Source organism: Kitasatospora sp. NPDC085895, from assembly GCF_040702125.1.
GTDB classification, from domain to species: domain Bacteria; phylum Actinomycetota; class Actinomycetes; order Streptomycetales; family Streptomycetaceae; genus Kitasatospora; species Kitasatospora arboriphila.
In genome coordinates this window covers 1-18,072 of record NZ_JBFBJY010000113.1, presented here as the reverse complement: position 1 = coordinate 18,072, position 18,072 = coordinate 1, and the positions used below count along the sequence as shown (strand labels likewise).

The window sequence follows — 18,072 nt, the reverse complement described above, 5'->3', positions numbered from 1 at the left end:
GGGGGGGGGGCGGGGCCCCCGCCCGCGCCCGCCCCCGCCGGCCCCCTTTTGGGGGCGCCCCGGCCCGGGGGGGGCGGCGCCGGCCACGACCCGCCCCCACCCCCCGGCCGCCCTGACGAGCACCTGGGCTCGTGCCGTAACGACTCTGCGCACCGGGGCCTCCTTCACTCGCTCCCCTGGTCGGGGAGGGCGAGGTCCGGTCAGGCCGCGACCACGTCCATGGCTGCTGCCTTGGGCACGGTCGTGCCGGCCCGATCGACACCGGGGGCCGGCAGCGGAACCGGTTCGAGGACCGGCCTCAGCAGATCACCCTCCGAGAGGGTGGCCATCGCCGCAAGTTCGGCGAGGGACAGCTCGTCGCTGACCTCGCGCATGACCTCGGACATCCGGACATCGAGCGCGTCGCAGATGGCGGAGAGCAACTCGGAGGAAGCCTCCTTCTGCCCCCGCTCCACCTCGGAGAGGTAGCCGAGCGAAACCCTGGCGGCCGCCGACACCTCGCGGAGTGTGCGGCCCTGGCGCTGGCGCTGCCGACGCAGCACATCGCCCAGCAGGCGACGGAGCAGGATCATCGGTGCCTCCCTCCTCGGACTGCGGATCGAGATGTCACGACCCCACCGTACCGCCTCGTCCGCATCGCGTGCGGGGACCGTGGTCGTGTTCACTCTGGGCTGCAAGGCTGTCCCCTCCCGTTCTGTGCCCCGCCCGGGCGTCCGCTGCGCGTCGTCCGGGCCCGTGGCGTCGCCACGCGGTGACTCGGCTTGGCTCTGTTCTGCCCGCCCTGGGCCTGTGCTGTAACACGATCCTCCAGCTCGGGCGGCCGATTCGGAGATTTCGGGAAAGCTCAGCGCGACGGGCCGTCACTCGCTAGGCGCTCGAGCAGCAGCTCCAGAGCGGCTGTCACCGTCCTGCGACGGATGATTTCACGTTGCCCTGACAACACCCGGGAGTCGGCCCGTGTTCCCGTGGGACCGGCGAATCCGATGTGGACGGTGCCGACCGGCACCCCGTCCTGCGGCTCCGGTCCGGCCACCCCGGTGGTGGCGAGTCCGTAGGTGGCACCGAGCAGCGTCCGGACGCCCTCGGCCATCTGGCGGGCCACCACCGGATGGACGGGGCCGTGCACGGCCAGCAGCCCCTCGTCCACGCCCAGCACGGACGCCTTGAGGTCCGTGGCGTACGCGGTGACGGAGCCTCGGAAGGTGGCGGAGGCGCCGGGGACGTCGACCAGAGCGGCCGCCAGCAGACCCCCGGTCAGCGACTCGGCGACGGCGACGGTGGCGCTCCGCCCGCGGAGCGCGGCGTGCGCCCGCTCCGCGAGCCCGTCACCGGCACTGCCGTCCTGCGCCGCGTCCTGCGCCGCACCGCCGTCGGGGGTGCTCATCGGCCGGTGGCCTCCCGTGCGGCGGCGGCGCGCTGCTCTGCCAGGCCCTCGCGCCGCAGCCGGACCGCCTGGCCGACGTAGTCGAGGCCGGTGGCGACGGTGAGCAGCACGGCCACGCCCATGACGACGGCGCGGGCGGTGGCCAGCGGGCCGGTCAGCACCAGCACGTACATGCCGACCGCGATGCCCTGGGTGAGGGTCTTGAGCTTGCCGCCGCGGCTGGCCGGGATGACGGCGTACCGGATGACCCAGAACCGCATCAGGGTGATGCCGAGTTCGCGGGCGAGGATGACCACGGTGATCCACCAGGGCAGGTCACCGAGGATCGAGAGGCCGATCAGGGCGGCGCCCATGATCGCCTTGTCGGCGATCGGGTCGGCGATCTTGCCGAAGTCGGTGATCAGGCCCTTGCGGCGGGCGAGCTCGCCGTCGAAGACGTCCGTGATCATGGCGATGGCGAAGGAGGCCCAGGCGACCGAGCGCCACTTGGGGTCGTGGCCGCCGTCCGCGAAGAGCAGCAGCACGAAGACCGGCACCAGCAGCAGGCGGACCATCGTCAGGACGTTGGCGATGTTCCAGAGGCCCGGCTGCGGCGACGGCGCGGCCCCGGGGCGGCCGGGCGGGGCCGCCGTCGGGGCGCCGGGCCCCTTGGTCACGCGTCCGCTCCTGGGGCCTCGGCGCCGACGACCTCGGCGACCAGGTCGACACCCTCGGCGGCGACCACCACGGCCCGGTAGAACCGGCCGACCTCGGCGTCGTCCGCGCCGAGCAGGGTGGTGAGGCCGTCGGTCTCCGGGGCCTGGTGGGCGGAGCGGCCCTCGACGGTGCCGTCCTCGACGGACTCGACGAGGACCAGCACCTCGGTGCCGATCCGCTCCTCTGCGCGCTGGGCGGTGAGCTCCTCGGCCAGCCGGGAGAGCTTGGCGAGGCGGTCGGCGACGACGTCCTCGGGCAGCTTGCCGTCGAGCGTCGCGGCTTCGGTGCCCTCCTCGTCGGAGTAGCCGAAGACGCCGATCGCGTCGAGGCGGGCGCCGGAGACGAAGCGCTCCAGCTCGGCGAAGTCCTCCTCGGTCTCGCCGGGGAAGCCGACGATGAAGTTGGAGCGGGCGCCGGCCTGCGGGGCCTTGGCGCGGATGCCGTCCAGCAGCTCCAGGAACTGGTCGGTGGAGCCGAAGCGGCGCATCCGGCGGAGCACGGCCGGCGCGGAGTGCTGGAAGGACAGGTCGAAGTAGGGCACGACCTTGTCGATCGAGGTCATGGCGTCGATCAGGCCGGGCCGCATCTCGGCGGGCTGCAGGTAGCTGACCCGGATGCGCTCGATCCCGTCGATGTCGGCGATCTCGGCGAGCAGGGTCTCCAGCAGGCGGATGTCGCCGAGGTCCTTGCCGTACGAGGTGTTGTTCTCGCTGACCAGGACGACCTCGCGGACGCCCTGCTCGGCCAGCCAGCGGGCCTCGTTCAGCACGTCGGAGGGGCGGCGGGAGATGAACGAGCCGCGGAAGGCCGGGATGGCGCAGAAGGAGCACCGCCGGTCGCAGCCGGAGGCAAGCTTGATCGAGGCGACCGGGCTGTCGTCGAGCCGCTTGCGCAGGGTGCGGGGGCCGGAGGCCGGGGCGACGCCCTCGGGGAGGTCCTCGGGGGCCCCGTGGCCGGGCAGGGCGACCTCGGCGGCGGCGGCCTGCCGCTCGACCGGGGTCAGCGGCAGCAGCTTGCGGCGGTCCCGCGGGGTGTGGGCCTCGACGTGGCCGCCGGAGAGGATGGTCTGCAACCGGCTGGAGATGTCGGTGTAGTCGTCGAAGCCGAGCACTCCGTCGGCCTCGGGCAGGGCGTCGGCGAGCTCCTTGCCGTAGCGCTCGGCCATGCAGCCGACCGCGACGACGGCCTGGGTGCGGCCGTGCCCCTTGAGGTCGTTGGCCTCCAGCAGGGCGTCCACGGAGTCCTTCTTGGCGGCTTCGACGAACCCGCAGGTGTTGACGACGGCGACGTCGGCGTCGGCTGCGTCGTCGACCAGCTGCCAGCCGTCCGCCTCCAGTCGCCCGGCGAGTTCCTCGGAGTCCACCTCGTTGCGGGCGCATCCGAGCGTGACAAGGGCGACAGTACGGCGTTCAGGCATGACGCCAAGATTAACGCGCGGCCCCCGGTGCCGTTCGCCCCGGAGGCCGTGCGCGCCGATCCGTCGCCCCGACTCAGCCCGCCTGCGGGTCTCCAGGGGTGTACGTGACGTGCACCACCTGGCCGTCGGCGCCGGCCGGACCGAGGTCCTTGCCGTTGACGTACACGTGCACGGCGCCGGCGTTGCCGAGCACCAGGCTGATCTGCTTGGGGTCGGTGAAGGTCTGGTCCTGGCCGGTCTCCAGGTTGTTGGAGAACAGCGCCTTGCCCTTGCCGTCCTTGGCGGAGACCCAGCTGGTGGCCTTCTCGGCGACGAGCTTCACGGTGACCTTGTCGGCCGGGGCCGCCGCGATCGGGGCGAGGCTCGGGGCCGGGGCCGGCGGCTGGGCGGACGAGCCGGCGGGGGCGGAGCCGGCGGCGCTGGCCAGCGGGGAGCTGGCGGCACCGGTGGCGGGGGCGTTGGAGTGGCCGCCGAACAGGTTGAAGCCGATCAGGGCGACCACGGCGAGGATGGCGACCACCATCGGGGTGGTCCAGTTCGGCCGGCGGTGGTCGTTGACCTTGATCGGGGCGGTGTCGAGCAGCTGGGTCGGGCGGCGGTCGGCGGGCGAGCCGCCGTGCGCCGCGTCGTAGCGGGCCACGAGGTCCTCGCCGTCGACGCCGACGGCGCGGGCCAGGGCGCGGATGTGGCCGCGGGCGTAGAAGTCGCCGCCGCAGCGGGAGAAGTCGTCCTGCTCGATGGCGTGGACGATGGGGACGCGGACGCGGGTGCTCGTACTCACCTGATCGACGGTCAGACCGGCGTCGATGCGGGCGGTGGTGAGCACACGACCGATGCTCGGGAGGTCAGCGGCAGGCTGGTCGGCCGCCGGCGCCGGCTGCCCCGGGTCGTTCCGGGACGTGCGGGCGGAGGGCCGGCTGCTGCCACGGTCGGGGGACTTGCCGATGGTCACTGGACGCGCCTTTCGAGCGTTGGCCACCTGCTGAGAAAACAGTCTAGGGGCGGGGGTGGAACGAATCTCAAGCGGAATAGGCCCGAACGTGGGCGGCTTGCCGGCCGCGTCTGACGGCAGGTCAGCGCAGGCCGGGTGCACAATTCGTCCCCGCCCCGATAGGGACGCGCCGACTGCTCGACGCGGTTCCCCCTAATTATCACATTCCTCCGAACGAGTGAGAGGCGGCTCATCCACGGAGTGTCAGCAGGACACCGTCCAGTTCGTCCGGCTTGACCAGGACGTCGCGCGCCTTGGAGCCCTCGCTGGGGCCGACGATGCCCCGGGACTCCATCAGGTCCATCAGCCGGCCGGCCTTGGCGAAGCCGACCCGCAGCTTGCGCTGGAGCATCGAGGTCGAGCCGAACTGGGTGGAGACGACGAGCTCCGCGGCCTGGATCAGCAGGTCGAGGTCGTCGCCGATCTCCTCGTCGATCTCCTTCTTGGGGCCGCCGCCGACCGTGACGTCGTCCCGGTAGACGGCGCCCATCTGGTCCTTGCAGTGCTGGACGACCTTGGCGATCTCCGCCTCGGTGACGAAAGCGCCCTGCATGCGGACCGGCTTGGAGGCGCCCATCGGCAGGAAGAGCGCGTCGCCCTTGCCGATCAGCTTCTCCGCACCGGGCTGGTCGAGGATGACCCGGGAGTCGGCCATCGCCGAGGTGGCGAAGGCGAGCCGGGACGGCACGTTGGCCTTGATCAGGCCGGTGACCACGTCCACCGAGGGCCGCTGGGTGGCGAGCACCAGGTGGATGCCGGCCGCACGGGCGAGCTGGGTGATGCGCACGACCGAGTCCTCGACGTCCCGCGGGGCGACCATCATGAGGTCGGCCAGCTCGTCGACGATGACCAGCAGGTACGGATACGGCGTCAGCTCGCGCTCGCTGCCGAGCGGCGGCTTGAGCCTGCCGGAGCGGACCGCGGCGTTGAAGTCGTCGACGTGCCGGAAGCCGAACGCGGCCAGGTCGTCGTAGCGCATGTCCATCTCGCGCACCACCCACTGGAGGGCCTCGGCGGCCTTCTTCGGGTTGGTGATGATCGGCGTGATCAGGTGCGGGATCCCCTCGTACGCGGTCAGTTCGACGCGCTTGGGGTCGACCAGCACCATCCGCACCTCGTCCGGGGTGGAGCGGACGAGGACGGAGGTGATCAGGCAGTTGATGCACGAGGACTTGCCCGCACCGGTGGCGCCGGCGACCAGGATGTGCGGCATCTTCGCGAGGTTGGCCATCACCGTGTGGCCCTCGACGTCCTTGCCCATGCCGACGACCATCGGGTGGTCGTCCTCGGCCGCGGCGCGCGAGCGCAGCAGGTCGCCGAGGTTGACCATCTCGCGGTCCCGGTTGGGGATCTCCACGCCGACCGCGGACTTGCCGGGGATCGGCGAGATGATCCGCACGTCCGGGCTGGCGACGGCGTAGGCGATGTTCTTGGCCAGCGCGGTGATCCGCTCGACCTTCACGGCGGGGCCGAGCTCGACCTCGTAGCGGGTGACCGTCGGGCCGCGGGTGAAGCCGGTGACCCGGGCGTCCACCTTGAACTCCGCGAAGACGCCGGTGAGCTGGGCGACGACCTCGTCGTTGAGCCGGGAGCGGGCCTTCGCCGGGGCGCCCTGCTCCAGCAGGTCCAGCGGCGGCAGCGAGTAGGCGATGTCCCCGGCGAGGGTGAGCTGCTCCATCCGCACCGGCGCCGGGCCGTGGCCCTCGGGCGCCCCCTCGGAGCGGGCCGCGGGCACCGCGGGCTCCTCCGGCGGAGCGGTGTTGTCCTTGACCTGGTGGAGCATGCTGGCGACCGCGGGCGAGCCCGGGACGCCGTACAGCAGGGCGCCGTCGAGGTCCGCGGCGACGCCGGCGGCGAGGTCGCGGGTCTCGTACGGGTCCTTGACGAACATGTCGGGGACGGCCGAGGCGAGTTCCGGGTCGTCGACCTGCTTGCGGCGGCGGCGCCTGCGGAGCGGGGCGTCCTCGTCGTCGATGGTGAAGGGCAGCGCCTCGGGGTCGGCGTCCTCGGGCGGCTCGGTGGAGTGCTCGCGGGAGGTGCCGGCGGCCGCGGAGCCGTCCGCGCCGGGGGCCCCGGCGAGGGCCGGCTCGACCACGCCGAGCCGCTCGCCGAGGCCGCGCAGCCGCTCGGGGATCTTGTTGACCGGGGTGGCGGTGACCACGAGCAGGCCGAAGAAGGCGAGCAGGATCAGCAGCGGCACGGCGAGCGGCGGGCCGGCGGCGGCCATCATCGGCGTGGAGGCGGCCCAGCCGACGATGCCGCCGGCCGCCCGTATCCGGGACGCCCCGCTGGACATGACGGGTGCTCCGCAGCCGATGTGGACCAGACCGAGGACGCCGACGACCAGCGCGGTCAGGCCGATCACGATCCGGCCGTTGGCCTCCGGCACCTCGGGATGCCGCATCAGCCGCACCGAGACGCCGCCGAGCAGGAAGGGCACCAGCACGTCGAGCCGGCCGAACAGCCCGGAGACGACGTTGGTGGCGGCCTCGCCGAGCCAGCCCTGCGGGCTGAACCAGGTGCCGGCCGCGGTGACCAGTGCCAGGGCGAGCAGCAGCAGCGCCACGCCGTCCTTGCGGTGGGCCGGGTCGAGGTTGCGGGCGCCGTGGCCGAAACCGCGGAAGAGCGCGCCGACGGAGTGCGCGAGGCCGAGCCAGACGGCCCGGACGGCGCGGAAGAGTATCGGCCGGGGCGGCGGCGGGGCGGGTGCCGCGGCCTTCTTGGCGGGCGCCTTCTTCGCGGCCGCCTTGCGCGGCGCCGCGGGCGTGGCGGCGGCCTTCTTGGCCGGCGCCTTCTTGGCCGGCCCGGGCTTCGGGTTGCGTGCCTGGCTTCCGGGCGTACGTGTGGCCATGGCACAGCAGCCTACCGGCGGCCGGCACGCCTGCACATGTGACCGAGCGCGAGCAGGGCGGCGTGTCGCCGACGTCCTGTCACGGCCGCCGTGTCACCCGACCGGGTGGATGCGGGCCGGCGCCCGGCGGGCCGTCAGGACGAGCCGGGGCGCAGGGCGTCGAGGGCGCGGCGCAGGCCGGCGAGTTTGCTCTCCAGATGGGCGGCGCCCGCGGCGGCCGCCGTCTCCGAGGTGCCGTCGAGCTGCTTGGTGAGGGCCTCCGCCTGCTCCTCGACCGTCGCCAGCCGGGCGGAGAGCTCGCCGAGCAGGGCGCCGCCGATGGCCGGGGACTCACCCGCCTCCAGCTGCAGGCGCAGCAGCGCGGCCTGCTCCTTGAGCTGGCAGTTCTTCATGTAGAGGTCGACGAAGACGGAGACCTTGGCGCGCAGCACCCACGGGTCGAAGGGCTTGGAGATGTAGTCCACCGCGCCGGCCGCGTAGCCGCGGAAGGTGTGGTGCGGCCCGTGGTTGATCGCGGTCAGGAAGATGATCGGGATGTCGCGGGTGCGTTCGCGGCGCTTGATGTGCGCGGCCGTCTCGAAGCCGTCCATGCCGGGCATCTGGACGTCGAGCAGGATCACGGCGAAGTCGTCGGTGAGCAGCGCCTTGAGCGCCTCCTCGCCGGACGAGGCCCGGACCAGCGTCTGGTCCAGCGCGGAGAGGATGGCCTCCAGCGCCAGCAGGTTCTCCGGCCGGTCGTCGACCAGGAGGATCTTCGCCTTCTGCACCAGGACCCGCCCTCCTGCCGGTTGCCTGCCCAGGGTCGGCACGCCCGTGCCGCCCACTACTGACCCGGTCATGCTAGCCGTACCCCCTCGCCCGCCACATCGCTCCCGGCAACTCAGGTCCCCGGGCTCGCCGATCCGGGACGCCGAGTCACCGTTCGGTCACCGTTCGCAACGATTGCGGCACACTACCGGGTTCCCGGCCGGACCCGCCAGTGCGGACCGACCGGTGGACCTGGCGGCTACCCGACCGCCAGCCACTGGCGCATGACCGCCAGCAGGTGGTCGGTCTCGACGGGCTTGGTGACGTGGTCGTTCGCCCCCGCCTCCAGGCTCTTCTCGCGGTCCCCCTTCATCGCCTTGGCGGTCAGCGCGATGATCGGCAGCCCCGCGAACTGCGGCATCCGCCGGATCGCCTCGGTGGTCGCGTAGCCGTCCATCTCCGGCATCATGATGTCCATCAGCACCAGGGCGACGTCCTCGTGCTGCTCCAGCACCTCGATGCCCTCGCGGCCGTTCTCCGCGTAGAGCACGGCCAGCCCGTACTCCTCCAGCACGCTGGTGAGGGCGAAGACGTTGCGGATGTCGTCGTCGACGATCAGCACCCGCTGGCCCTCGAAGCGGCCCTGGAACTGGCCGGCCCCGGCGCGGTCCGCCGGCCGTTCGGGCTGGCGCGGGAACTGCTCGCGATCGGCGACGGCGGGCTCCGCGGCGCCCCGGCCCTCCAGGGCCCGCCGCGGGGTGCGGCCCTCGACGGCGCGGCGCCGCTCGGCGGCGCCCCGGCGGCGTTCCTCTGCCAGCTCGCGCACCTCCTGCGCCCAGTGCTCCGCCGGGTTCTCGCCGACCGGCACCGGCATCCCGACCGGGGTGACGCCGACCGCGGCGCGCACCGCCTGGCCCGCCGGGCGGTCCAGCGGGGCGGCGTCCGGCCCGTCGGCGCGCAGCGGCAGGTAGAGGGTGAAGGTCGAGCCGCGGCCGAGCTCGCTCTCGGCGTGGATCTCGCCGCCGAGCAGCCGGGCGATCTCCCGGCTGATCGACAGGCCGAGGCCGGTGCCGCCGTACTTGCGGCTGGTGCCGCCGTCGGCCTGCCGGAACGGCTCGAAGATCTCCCGGAGCTTGTTCCCGGGGATGCCGATGCCGGTGTCGGAGACGGAGAAGGCGATCAGTTCCTCGTCCGGGTCGCCGATCGCGTCGGCCTCCAGCAGCTGCTCGCGGACGTGCTGCGGCACGTCGCCGTTGGTGACCGGGCGGATCAGCAGGTCGACGGCGCCGGCGTCGGTGAACTTCACCGCGTTGGAGAGCAGGTTGCGCAGCACCTGCTGGAGGCGCTGCTCGTCGGTGTGCAGGGTGACCGGCAGGTCGTCGGTGACCCGGACGGCGAAGTCCAGGCTCTTGTCCTCGGCGAGCGGCCGGAACGCCGCCTCGACGTAGTCGACCAGCTGCACCAGGGCGATCCGGGCGGGGCGGACGTCCATCTTGCCCGCCTCGACCTTGGACAGGTCCAGGATGTCGTTGATCAGCTGCAGCAGGTCGGACCCCGCGCCGTGGATCGTTTCGGCGAACTCGACCTGCTTGGGCGACAGGTTGCCCTCGTTGTTGTCCGAGAGCAGCTTGGCGAGGATCAGCAGCGAGTTCAGCGGGGTGCGCAGCTCGTGCGACATGTTGGCGAGGAACTCGCTCTTGTAGCGGGAGGCGAGGGCGAGCTGCTCGGCGCGCTCCTCCAGGATCTGCCGGGCCTCCTCGATCTCGCTGTTCTTGATCTCGATGTCGCGGTTCTGCTGGGCGAGCTGCTCGGCCTTCTCCTGGAGCTCCTCGTTGGTGCGCTCCAGCTCCTCCTGGCGGGCCTCCAACTCGGCGGACCGCATGGAGAGTTCGGCGGTGAGCCGCTGCGACTCCAGGAGCAGGCCCTCGGTCTTGGTGTTGACGCTGATGGTGTTGACGGTGACGCCGATCAGGTCGGCGATCTGGTTCAGGAAGTCCAGCGCGACGGCGGTGAAGGCGCTGAACGAGGCCAGCTCGATCACGCCGAGCAGCCGGCCCTCGAACAGCACCGGCAGCACCACCACGTGCGCCGGGGACGCCTCGCCCAGCCCGGAGGCGATCTTCAGGTAGCCGGGCGGGGTGTGGCTGATCACGATCGAGCGGCGCTCCACCGCGACCTGGCCGACCAGGCCCTCGCCGGGCCGGAAGGTCGTCGGCATGGTGCGCCGCTGGTAGCCGTAGCTGCCGATCAGGCGCAGCACGGTGTCGTTCTCGTCGTCGTCCTCGGTGACGAGTTCGGCCGTCCGCCCGGAGGGCTGCGCGAGGAAGAAGGCGCCGTGCTGGGCCGAGACCACCGGGGTCAGCTCGGTCATGATGAGCGATGCGACGGCCTCCAGGTCGCGGCGGCCCTGCAGCAGACCGGACATCCGGGCCAGGTTGGTCTTCAGCCAGTCCTGGTCCTTGTTGGTGCGGGTGGTCTCGCGCAGGTTGGCGATCATCTGGTTGATGTTGTCCTTGAGCTCGTCGAGCTCGCCGGACGCGTCCACGTCGATCCGCGGGGACAGGTCGCCGCGGGTCACCGCGGTGGCCACCTGGGCGATCGCGCGGACCTGCCGGGTCAGGTTGTTCGCCAGCTCGTTCACAGACTCGGTGAGGTCCTGCCAGCGGCCGGCGACGCCCGGTACGCGGGCCTGGCCGCCGAGCCGGCCGTCGGTGCCCACCTCGCGGGCGACGCGGGTGACCTCGTCGGCGAACGAGGACAGCTGGTCGACCATGGTGTTGATGCTGGTCTTGAGCTCCAGGATCTCGCCGCGCACGTCGACGTCGATCTTCTGCGACAGGTCGCCGCGGGCCACCGCCGTGATGACCAGGGCGATGTTGCGCACCTGGCCGGTGAGGTTGTTGGCCATCAGGTTGACGTTGTCGGTGAGGTCCTTCCAGATGCCGCCGACGCCCGGCACCGAGGCCTGGCCGCCCAGGGTGCCGTCGGTGCCCACCTCGCGGGCCACCCGGGTCACCTCGACGGCGAACGCCGACAGCTGGTCGACCATCGTGTTCATGGTGCTGGCGAGCGCCTTGACCTCGCCCTGCGCCTCGATGGTGATCTTCTTCGACAGGTCGCCGCGGGCCACCGCGGAGGCGACCTCGGCGATGTTGCGGACCTGGCTGGTCAGGTTGGAGGCCATGAAGTTGACGTTGTCGGTGAGGTCCCGCCAGATGCCGGAGACCCCGCGCACCCGGGCCTGGCCGCCGAGGATGCCCTCGGTGCCCACCTCGCGGGAGACCCGGGTCACCTCGTCCGCGAACGCCGACAGCTGGTCGACCATCGTGTTGACGGTCGTCACCAGCTCGCGGATCTCGCCCTTGGCGTCGACGGTGATCTTCTTGGAGACGTCACCGCGGGCGACCGCCGTCGTCACCTCGGCGATGTTGCGCACCTGGCTGGTGAGGTTGTTCGCCATCAGGTTGACGCTGTTGGTGAGGTCCTTCCAGGTGCCGGACACCCCCGGCACGCTGGCCTGGCCGCCGAGGATGCCCTCGGTGCCGACGTCCCGGGCGACCCGGGTGACCTCGTCGGCGAACGCGCCGAGCTGGTCGACCATCGTGTTGATGGTGTTCTTCAGCTCCAGGATCTCGCCGCGGGCGTCGACCTGGATCTTCTGCGACAGGTCTCCCTTGGCGACCGCGGTCGTCACCTGGGCGATGTTGCGGACCTGGCTGGTCAGGTTGTTCGCCATCGAGTTGACGTTCTCGGTGAGGTCCTTCCAGACGCCCGCCACGCCCGGCACCTGCGCCTGGCCGCCGAGGATGCCCTCGGTGCCGACCGCGCGGGCCACCCTCGTCACCTGTTCCGCGAACCCGGACAGCTGGTCGACCATCGTGTTGATGGTGTTCTTCAGCTCCAGGATCTCGCCGCGCGCGTCCACCTCGATCTTGCGCGACAGGTCGCCCTTGGCGACCGCCGTCGTCACCTCGGCGATGTTGCGCACCTGGGCGGTCAGGTTCGCCGCCATGAAGTTCACCGAGTCGGTGAGGTCGCGCCACACGCCGGCCACGCCGGGCACCTGCGCCTGACCGCCGAGGCGGCCCTCGGTGCCCACGTCGCGCGCCACCGTCGTCACCTGCGCGGCGAAGGAGTTCAGCTGGTCCACCATCGTGTTGACGGTGTTCTTCAGCTCCAGCATCTCGCCGGCCACGTCGACCGTGACCTTCCGCGACAGGTCGCCCTTGGCCACCGCCGTCGTCACCTCGGCGATGTTGCGCACCTGCGCCGTCAGCCGCCCGGCCATGGTGTTGACCGAGTCCGCCAGGTCCTTCCAGCTGCCCGAGACGCTGCGCACCCGGGCCTGACCGCCCAGCTTGCCGTCGGTGCCCACCTCGATCGCCACCCGGGTCACCTCGTCGGTGAACTCCGACAGCTGGTCCACCAGCCCGTTGACGGTGCGGCCCACCTTCAGGAACTCGCCGCGCAGCGGGTAGCTCGCCCCGCTGGTGTGCACCGAGCGGAGCTCCATCCGCTGGTCGAGGTCGCCCTCCGCGATGGAGGTCAGCACCCGGCCCACCTCGGCCATCGGCCGGGCCAGGTCGTCGATCAGCGCGTTGCAGTTGTCGATGGCGGCCATCCAGGCGCCCTCGCCGACGCCCGCCTCCAGCCGCTCGGAGAGCCGGCCCTCCCGGCCGACCGCCCGACGCACCCGCGCCAGCTCGCCCGTGAGGTGCTGGTTGCGCTCGGCGACCTCGTTGAACACCGCTGCGATCTCCGCCAGCGGCCCGTCCCCGGGGAAGGTCAGCCGCCGCCGGAAGTTGCCGTCCCGCATCGCGGTCAGCGCGGCCAGCAGCTTGCGCAGGTCGGCCGGCTCGGCGCCCCGGGCGTGCCCGGACCGCCGCCCGGGCACCCCGCGGGCCCGGTGGCCGGCGCGGTCCGCGTCCCCGGTCGTGGCGATGGCGTCCTTGGTGGCCGAACTCAACGGGACCCTCCCACATCGTGACTTTCCGGTACCGTTCCGGTACCGCTCGGGCAGCCCGGCCGCCGTCGGCGGTGCCGGTACCCCACCCGACCGTACGTCGCCGGTCCTGTACTGCGGACCCCCCAGTCTGTCAGCACCTGCGCCCGGTGTCCGTCCGCTTGCGCAGCGTTCACCGCACGCGCACCGAATCCGTGGGCAGAATCACCCCCAGGGATCTGTTTCGGCGCCCGGGCCCCGCGGGGAGCGAAGCGGAAAGTAGGGTGGAACGCTGCACCGGGCGCCGCGGCGGACCCCCGGTGGTCGAACAGCCGGACCGCAGCAGACCGGACCAGAGCAGAGGACCGGACCAGAGCAGAGGAGTCGTGGGCACGTGGTCACCGCGCGCGCAGCCGCCACCTTCGAACCGGCCGGCCGCTCCGCCGCCGCCGCACGCGGCTTCGTCCGCGACGCGCTGCTCGGCTGGGGCCTGCCCGAGGTCGTCGGCGACGCCGTCGTCCTGGTCAGCGAACTCGTCACCAACGCCGTGGTGCACGCCGGCACCGCCGCCGAGGTCGGCTGCGTGCGCGAGGAGTCCACCGTCCGCATCGAGGTCACCGACCACCATCCCGAGCGCGGACTGCCGGCCTTCGCCAACGTGCCCACCGCCTCCGACCGCTACGCGGACCCGGACGGCGAGGGCGGCCGCGGCCTGCTCATGTGCTCCGCCCTCTCCTCCTGCTGGGGCGTCGAGTACACCGCCGGACGCAAGACCGTCTGGTTCCGGCTCGCCCTGCCCGAGCACGTCCACGGCACCCGCTACGCCGTGCCGAGCCTCCCCGGCGGCGAACTCCCCGACACCGACGGGCCGGTGCGCGTCGCCGTCGTCCAACTCGACGACGAGGGCACCGTCCGCGGCTGGAACCCGGACGCCGAGGCGCTCTTCCGGCAGGCCCCCGACCAGGCCCTCGGCCGGCCCTGGGCCGACCTCGCCGTCTGGCCGGCCTCCCCCGGCCTCGGCCTCGCCGAGACCCTCCGGCTCGCCCGCTGGGAGGGCACCTTCGGCGTCCGCGCCGGCGACGGCCGGATCGTCGAGGTCTACGGCGTCCAGGTCCGCCTCCGCGACGCCCAGGGCGTCCCGTCCACGCTCTGCCTGCTCGTCCGGGACGGCGACCGCGCCGTGCTCCGCAGCCCCGGCACCACCGCCGAGGTCCCCGCCGCGATCGAACCCCTCGACCTGCTCGTCGGCCCGCTCTCCGCCGGCGACCTCGGCGACCTCGACGGACTCCTCCAGCGGATCGTCGACCGCGCCCGCGACCTGCTCGACGCCGACGCCGCCTACCTGCTGCTCACCACCGACGACGAGACCGAGTTCGAGGTCCGCGCCGCCACCGGCCTGCCCGGCTCCGGTCGCCGCTACGCCCGCCTGCCGATCGACGGCGGCGCCGGCCGCTACGACTCCGCCCGGCTCCCCGCCGTCCACGAGGACCTCTCCGTCCGCCCCTCCGCCGCACCCCTGCTCAACGGCAGCGGCCTGCGCTCCCTCATCACCGTCCCGCTCAAGGTCGAGGGCCGGCTCACCGGCTCCCTCGGCGTCGCCGCCGGCGCCCCCGCCCGCTACGACAACGAGGACGCGCTGCGCCTGCAGTTCGCCGCCGACCGGATCGCCCTCGCCCTGGAGAGCGCCCGCCTCACCGAGCTCGAACAGCTGCGCCGCGGCTCGCTCTCCTTCCTCGTCGAGGCCTCCGACCTGCTCGCCGGCACCCTCGAACACGAGCAGACCCTCGCCCTGATGGCGCAGATGGCCGTCCCCAAGCTCGCCGCCTGGTGCGCCGTCTACACCACCGGCGAGCAGAACGGCGGCGCCGACCTCGCCTTCCTCCTGCACGAGGACGAGGACCGCATCGACCCGCTGCGCGACGTCCTCGACAAGACGCCCTCCCCGGAGGCCGTCCCCGCCGCCGGCGCCCGCTTCTGGAAGGCCCCCGCCGAGACCGCCCGCAGCCTCGGCCTCAGCGACGGCCCCGCCCTGGCCGGCCTGCTCGGCGAGACCGTCGTCCTGCCGCTCGCCGCCCGCAACCGGGTCATCGGCCTGCTCGTCCTCGGCGTCGGCAGCGGCGTCCGCTTCCGTCAGGAGATCCTCGAACTCGCCGAGGACCTCTCCCGCCGCGCCGCGCTCGCCCTGGACAACTCCCGCCTGTACTCCGAGCGCAACGCCACCAGCCAGGCCTTCCAGCGCGCCCTGCTGCCGCCCGAACTGCCCAAGATCCCCGGCGTCGAGGTCGAGGTCTTCTACCAGGCGGCCGGCGAGGGCAACGAGGTCGGCGGCGACTTCTACGACATCTTCCCGATCCGCGAGGGCACCTACGGCTTCGCCATCGGCGACGTCTGCGGCACCGGCCCGGAGGCCGCCTCGGTCACCGGCCTCGCCCGCAACTCGCTGCGCCTGCTCGCCCGCGAGGGCCTCGACGCCCCCCAGGTCCTCGCCCGGCTGAACGCCGCCATCCTCGGCGAGGGCACCCGCAGCCGCTTCCTCACCCTGCTGTACGGCGAGTTGACGCCCCGGCCGGACGGCTCGACCGCGCTCTCCCTGGTCTGCGCCGGACACCCGCTGCCGCTGCGGCTGCGCACCGACGGACAGGTCGACCAGGCCGCCTCGCCGCAGCCACTGCTCGGCGTCATGGACGAACTCGACCTCACGGCCGAGGAGTTGGTCCTCGCACCGGGCGAGGTCCTGCTCTGCGTCACCGACGGCGTCACCGAACGCCGCGAGGGCCGCCGGATGCTCGGCGACGACGGGCTGGCCGAAGTCCTCACCGGCTGCACCGGGTTGACCGCCGGCGCGGTCGCCGCCCGGGTCCAGCGCGCCGTCGAGCGGTTCGCCCCCGAGCCGCCCTCCGACGACATGGCGATCCTCACCCTGCGGGTGCCCGAACAGCGCCACGCCTGACGGCGCCCCGCCCCGGGCCTTCGGGCACCGGAACGTTCAATCCCGTTCACCGAGCGGTCGGACCGCGGCACCGCACAGCTGACGACTGCACAAATTGTGTGATTCACAAGGGTACAAGGCGCTGGGACCGGGTACACATCCATCACCGGGGGACACCCCGGAGGGGCATCGACCGGCGGCCGCGCCGCCGGTCCTCACCAGCCGGAACCCGCCCGCACGTCCACGTCCGTGCGCCCGCGGCCCGGCATCGCGCAGCACCTCACGCACCTCTCCGTGCACGCACCGCACGTCCTCGTGCACCTCCGTGCACCGTCACGCACCGCACTCCCCCATGCCGCGGTGCGCCCCCCACAGAACACGCCGCCATCCCGGCACGCAGTGAAAGGAGCCTCCGGTGAGCAATGTCGCTACCGGGGCGGACGCCCGACCCGCAGGAGCCGACGCGGGTCCCCTCGGATACCTGGCCCTCGGACTGACCCTTCTGGCATACGGCCTGCTCTCCACCGGCGCCCTCAGCGGTGCCGGGGTCAAGGACGCCGTCTCGCTCACCCACCTGGTCGGCGGCATCGCGCTGTTCGTCGCGGGCCTGTGGCAGCTCCACGTCGGTGAGGGCTTCACCGGCACCGCGTTCACCGGCCTCGGCGCCTTCTGGGCGACCTGGTCGACCGCGGAGGGTGCCGGCAAGAACGCCGCGGGGCTCTTCCTGCTGCTCTGGGCGCTGCTGGCGCTCACCCTCACCCTCGCCGGCTGGAACAGCGGCGGATGGCTGGGACGCGCCGTCTACGGCCTGCTCACGGTCTCCCTGCTGCTGGGCGCGGTCGCCGCGTTCGGCGACAGCTCCGGCCTCGGCAAGCTCGCCGGCTGGGTCGCCGCGGTCTCCGGCCTCGCGTCCTGGTACTGGGCGACCGCGTCGCTGACCAACAGCGGCTGGGGTCGCGCGGCACTGCCGGTCAAGTAACCCCCCGAGAACGGGTGGGCCGGACCTCTCCCCCACGGGGCCCGGCCCACCGCCGTGTCCGGAGCCGTTCCCGCGGTCACCGCGGTACCGCGATCCCGTCCCGCAGCCCCGCCTGCTCCGCCTCTCAGCGGACGGCGGGGCTGCGCTGCTCCGCCTCCCGGAGGTCGTCCTCCGGCCGGACCTGCACCACGCCCGGCACTCCGGTCTGGCCCCGCCAGCCGGCCGTGGCGTGCTGCACCAGGTAGACCACCAGCAGTAGGGCGACCGCGACCAGCCCGTCCGCCCAGAAGTGGTTGGCGGTCACCACGACCACCACCACGGTCAGCACCGGGTGCAGCACCACGAGCCAGCGCCAGCGGCTCCGCCCGACCACGACGACGGCCACCGCCACGATCACGCACCAGGCGACGTGCACCGAGGGCATCGCCGACAACTGGTCCGGCACCACGCCGGCCACCGCACCGCCGTACACCGACTGCCCGTACTGCACCGCCAGGTCCACGAAGCCGTTCCCCGGCAGCATCCGCGGCGGCGCCACCGGAATGAACTGGATGAGCAGGCAGGCCGCGGTGGTCGCCACCACCGTCGTCCGCACCCAGGCGTAGTTCTCCCGGTGCTTCAGGAACAGCCACAGCAGCAGGACGAGCATCACCCCGAAGTGCATCGTGGCGTAGTAGTAGTTCGCCCCCTGGACGAGCCACGGGTGCGGCGTCACCGCCCGCTGCCAGGACACCTCGTCGGGCAGCCCGAAGGCCAGTTCGGTGCGGTGGATCCACTCCGCCCGGTCCAGCGCGTGGTCGGTGCTCATCACCGACAGGTGGCCGACCACCTGCCACAGCGTGAACAGTGCGAGGAGCGTGCCGGCCTCTCTCAGCAGGGCGGCCGACGTCGTACGACGGGCCCGCCCGGCAGCGAAGGCCGTGGCGTACAGCGCGGCGGATGCGCCGGCCGAGGCCTGCCAGGTGAGCGTCAGGTTCTGCATTGGCGAAGGTTAACGCAGAGAAGCCCCCTCCCAAAGGGGAGGGGGCTTCTCTTTCAATGATTGTTCGGCGGCGTCCTACTCTCCCACAGGGTCCCCCCTGCAGTACCATCGGCGCTCCGAGGCTTAGCTTCCGGGTTCGGAATGTGACCGGGCG

Annotated in this window: 11 protein-coding genes and 1 rRNA gene; 2 read left to right on the top strand and 10 right to left on the bottom strand. The window is 72.7% G+C overall.

Annotated features, from left to right (window positions below; translation table 11 throughout):
• Positions 1-200 precede the first annotated feature (200 nt).
• The 8 genes from AB0442_RS38045 to AB0442_RS38010 all read right to left on the bottom strand — a co-directional run bounded on the left by AB0442_RS38045 (position 201) and on the right by AB0442_RS38010 (position 12,980).
• Positions 201-572 carry a helix-turn-helix transcriptional regulator gene (locus tag AB0442_RS38045; protein ID WP_030272544.1) on the bottom strand — a complete coding sequence of 124 codons (372 nt, stop codon included), beginning with the start codon at positions 570-572 and terminating at the stop codon, positions 201-203.
• Positions 573-844: 272 nt separating this feature from the next.
• A complete protein-coding gene (locus AB0442_RS38040) occupies positions 845-1,384 on the bottom strand; it encodes a CinA family protein (RefSeq protein ID WP_366168111.1) in 540 nt (179 codons plus the stop codon).
• Complete coding sequence (pgsA, locus tag AB0442_RS38035) at positions 1,381-2,040, bottom strand: CDP-diacylglycerol--glycerol-3-phosphate 3-phosphatidyltransferase (RefSeq protein WP_366168110.1); 660 nt, start codon at positions 2,038-2,040, stop codon at positions 1,381-1,383. Before pgsA ends, AB0442_RS38040 begins: the two co-directional genes overlap by 4 nt.
• Complete coding sequence (gene rimO, locus AB0442_RS38030) at positions 2,037-3,497, bottom strand: 30S ribosomal protein S12 methylthiotransferase RimO (protein ID WP_344627880.1); 1,461 nt, start codon at positions 3,495-3,497, stop codon at positions 2,037-2,039. Before rimO ends, pgsA begins: the two co-directional genes overlap by 4 nt.
• A 73-nt stretch (positions 3,498-3,570) precedes the next feature.
• On the bottom strand, positions 3,571-4,323 hold the full coding sequence (locus tag AB0442_RS38025; protein ID WP_344627879.1) for a helix-turn-helix domain-containing protein: 753 nt from the start codon (positions 4,321-4,323) through the stop codon (positions 3,571-3,573).
• 355 nt (positions 4,324-4,678) lie between these two features.
• Positions 4,679-7,339: a DNA translocase FtsK gene (locus tag AB0442_RS38020; RefSeq protein ID WP_366168109.1), complete on the bottom strand. Its 2,661-nt coding sequence runs from the start codon at positions 7,337-7,339 to the stop codon at positions 4,679-4,681.
• Positions 7,340-7,473: 134 nt separating this feature from the next.
• Positions 7,474-8,109 (bottom strand): response regulator, encoded by a 636-nt coding sequence (locus AB0442_RS38015; protein ID WP_366168113.1) that lies wholly within the window; start codon positions 8,107-8,109, stop codon positions 7,474-7,476.
• Positions 8,110-8,345: 236 nt separating this feature from the next.
• A complete protein-coding gene (locus tag AB0442_RS38010; protein WP_366168112.1) occupies positions 8,346-12,980 on the bottom strand; it encodes a HAMP domain-containing protein in 4,635 nt (1,544 codons plus the stop codon).
• A gap of 442 nt (positions 12,981-13,422) precedes the next feature.
• Here AB0442_RS38010 and AB0442_RS38005 point away from each other — a divergent pair, with 442 nt between their 5' ends.
• Positions 13,423-15,978 (top strand): SpoIIE family protein phosphatase, encoded by a 2,556-nt coding sequence (locus tag AB0442_RS38005; RefSeq protein WP_366168108.1) that lies wholly within the window; start codon positions 13,423-13,425, stop codon positions 15,976-15,978.
• Positions 15,979-16,372: 394 nt separating this feature from the next.
• A complete protein-coding gene (locus AB0442_RS38000) occupies positions 16,373-16,936 on the top strand; it encodes an acetate uptake transporter (RefSeq protein WP_366168107.1) in 564 nt (187 codons plus the stop codon).
• Positions 16,937-17,060: 124 nt separating this feature from the next.
• On the opposite strand, the gene AB0442_RS37995 is transcribed toward AB0442_RS38000, so the two are convergent.
• The gene (locus AB0442_RS37995) at positions 17,061-17,918 is read right to left on the bottom strand and encodes a phosphatase PAP2 family protein (RefSeq protein WP_366168105.1); all 858 of its coding nucleotides are present in this window, start codon (positions 17,916-17,918) and stop codon (positions 17,061-17,063) included.
• A gap of 62 nt (positions 17,919-17,980) precedes the next feature.
• Positions 17,981-18,072, bottom strand: a 5S ribosomal RNA gene (rrf, locus tag AB0442_RS37990); the annotation flags it as partial.

Excerpts from the sequence above, each read along its gene's own strand:
- rimO (WP_344627880.1), bottom strand. The coding sequence starts at position 3,497 with ATGCCTGAACGCCGTACTGTCGCCCTTGTCACGCTCGGATGCGCCCGC.
- AB0442_RS38020 (WP_366168109.1), bottom strand. The coding sequence starts at position 7,339 with ATGGCCACACGTACGCCCGGAAGCCAGGCACGCAACCCGAAGCCCGGG.
- AB0442_RS37995 (WP_366168105.1), bottom strand. The coding sequence starts at position 17,918 with ATGCAGAACCTGACGCTCACCTGGCAGGCCTCGGCCGGCGCATCCGCC.
- AB0442_RS38045 (WP_030272544.1), bottom strand. The coding sequence starts at position 572 with ATGATCCTGCTCCGTCGCCTGCTGGGCGATGTGCTGCGTCGGCAGCGC.
- AB0442_RS38040 (WP_366168111.1), bottom strand. The coding sequence starts at position 1,384 with ATGAGCACCCCCGACGGCGGTGCGGCGCAGGACGCGGCGCAGGACGGC.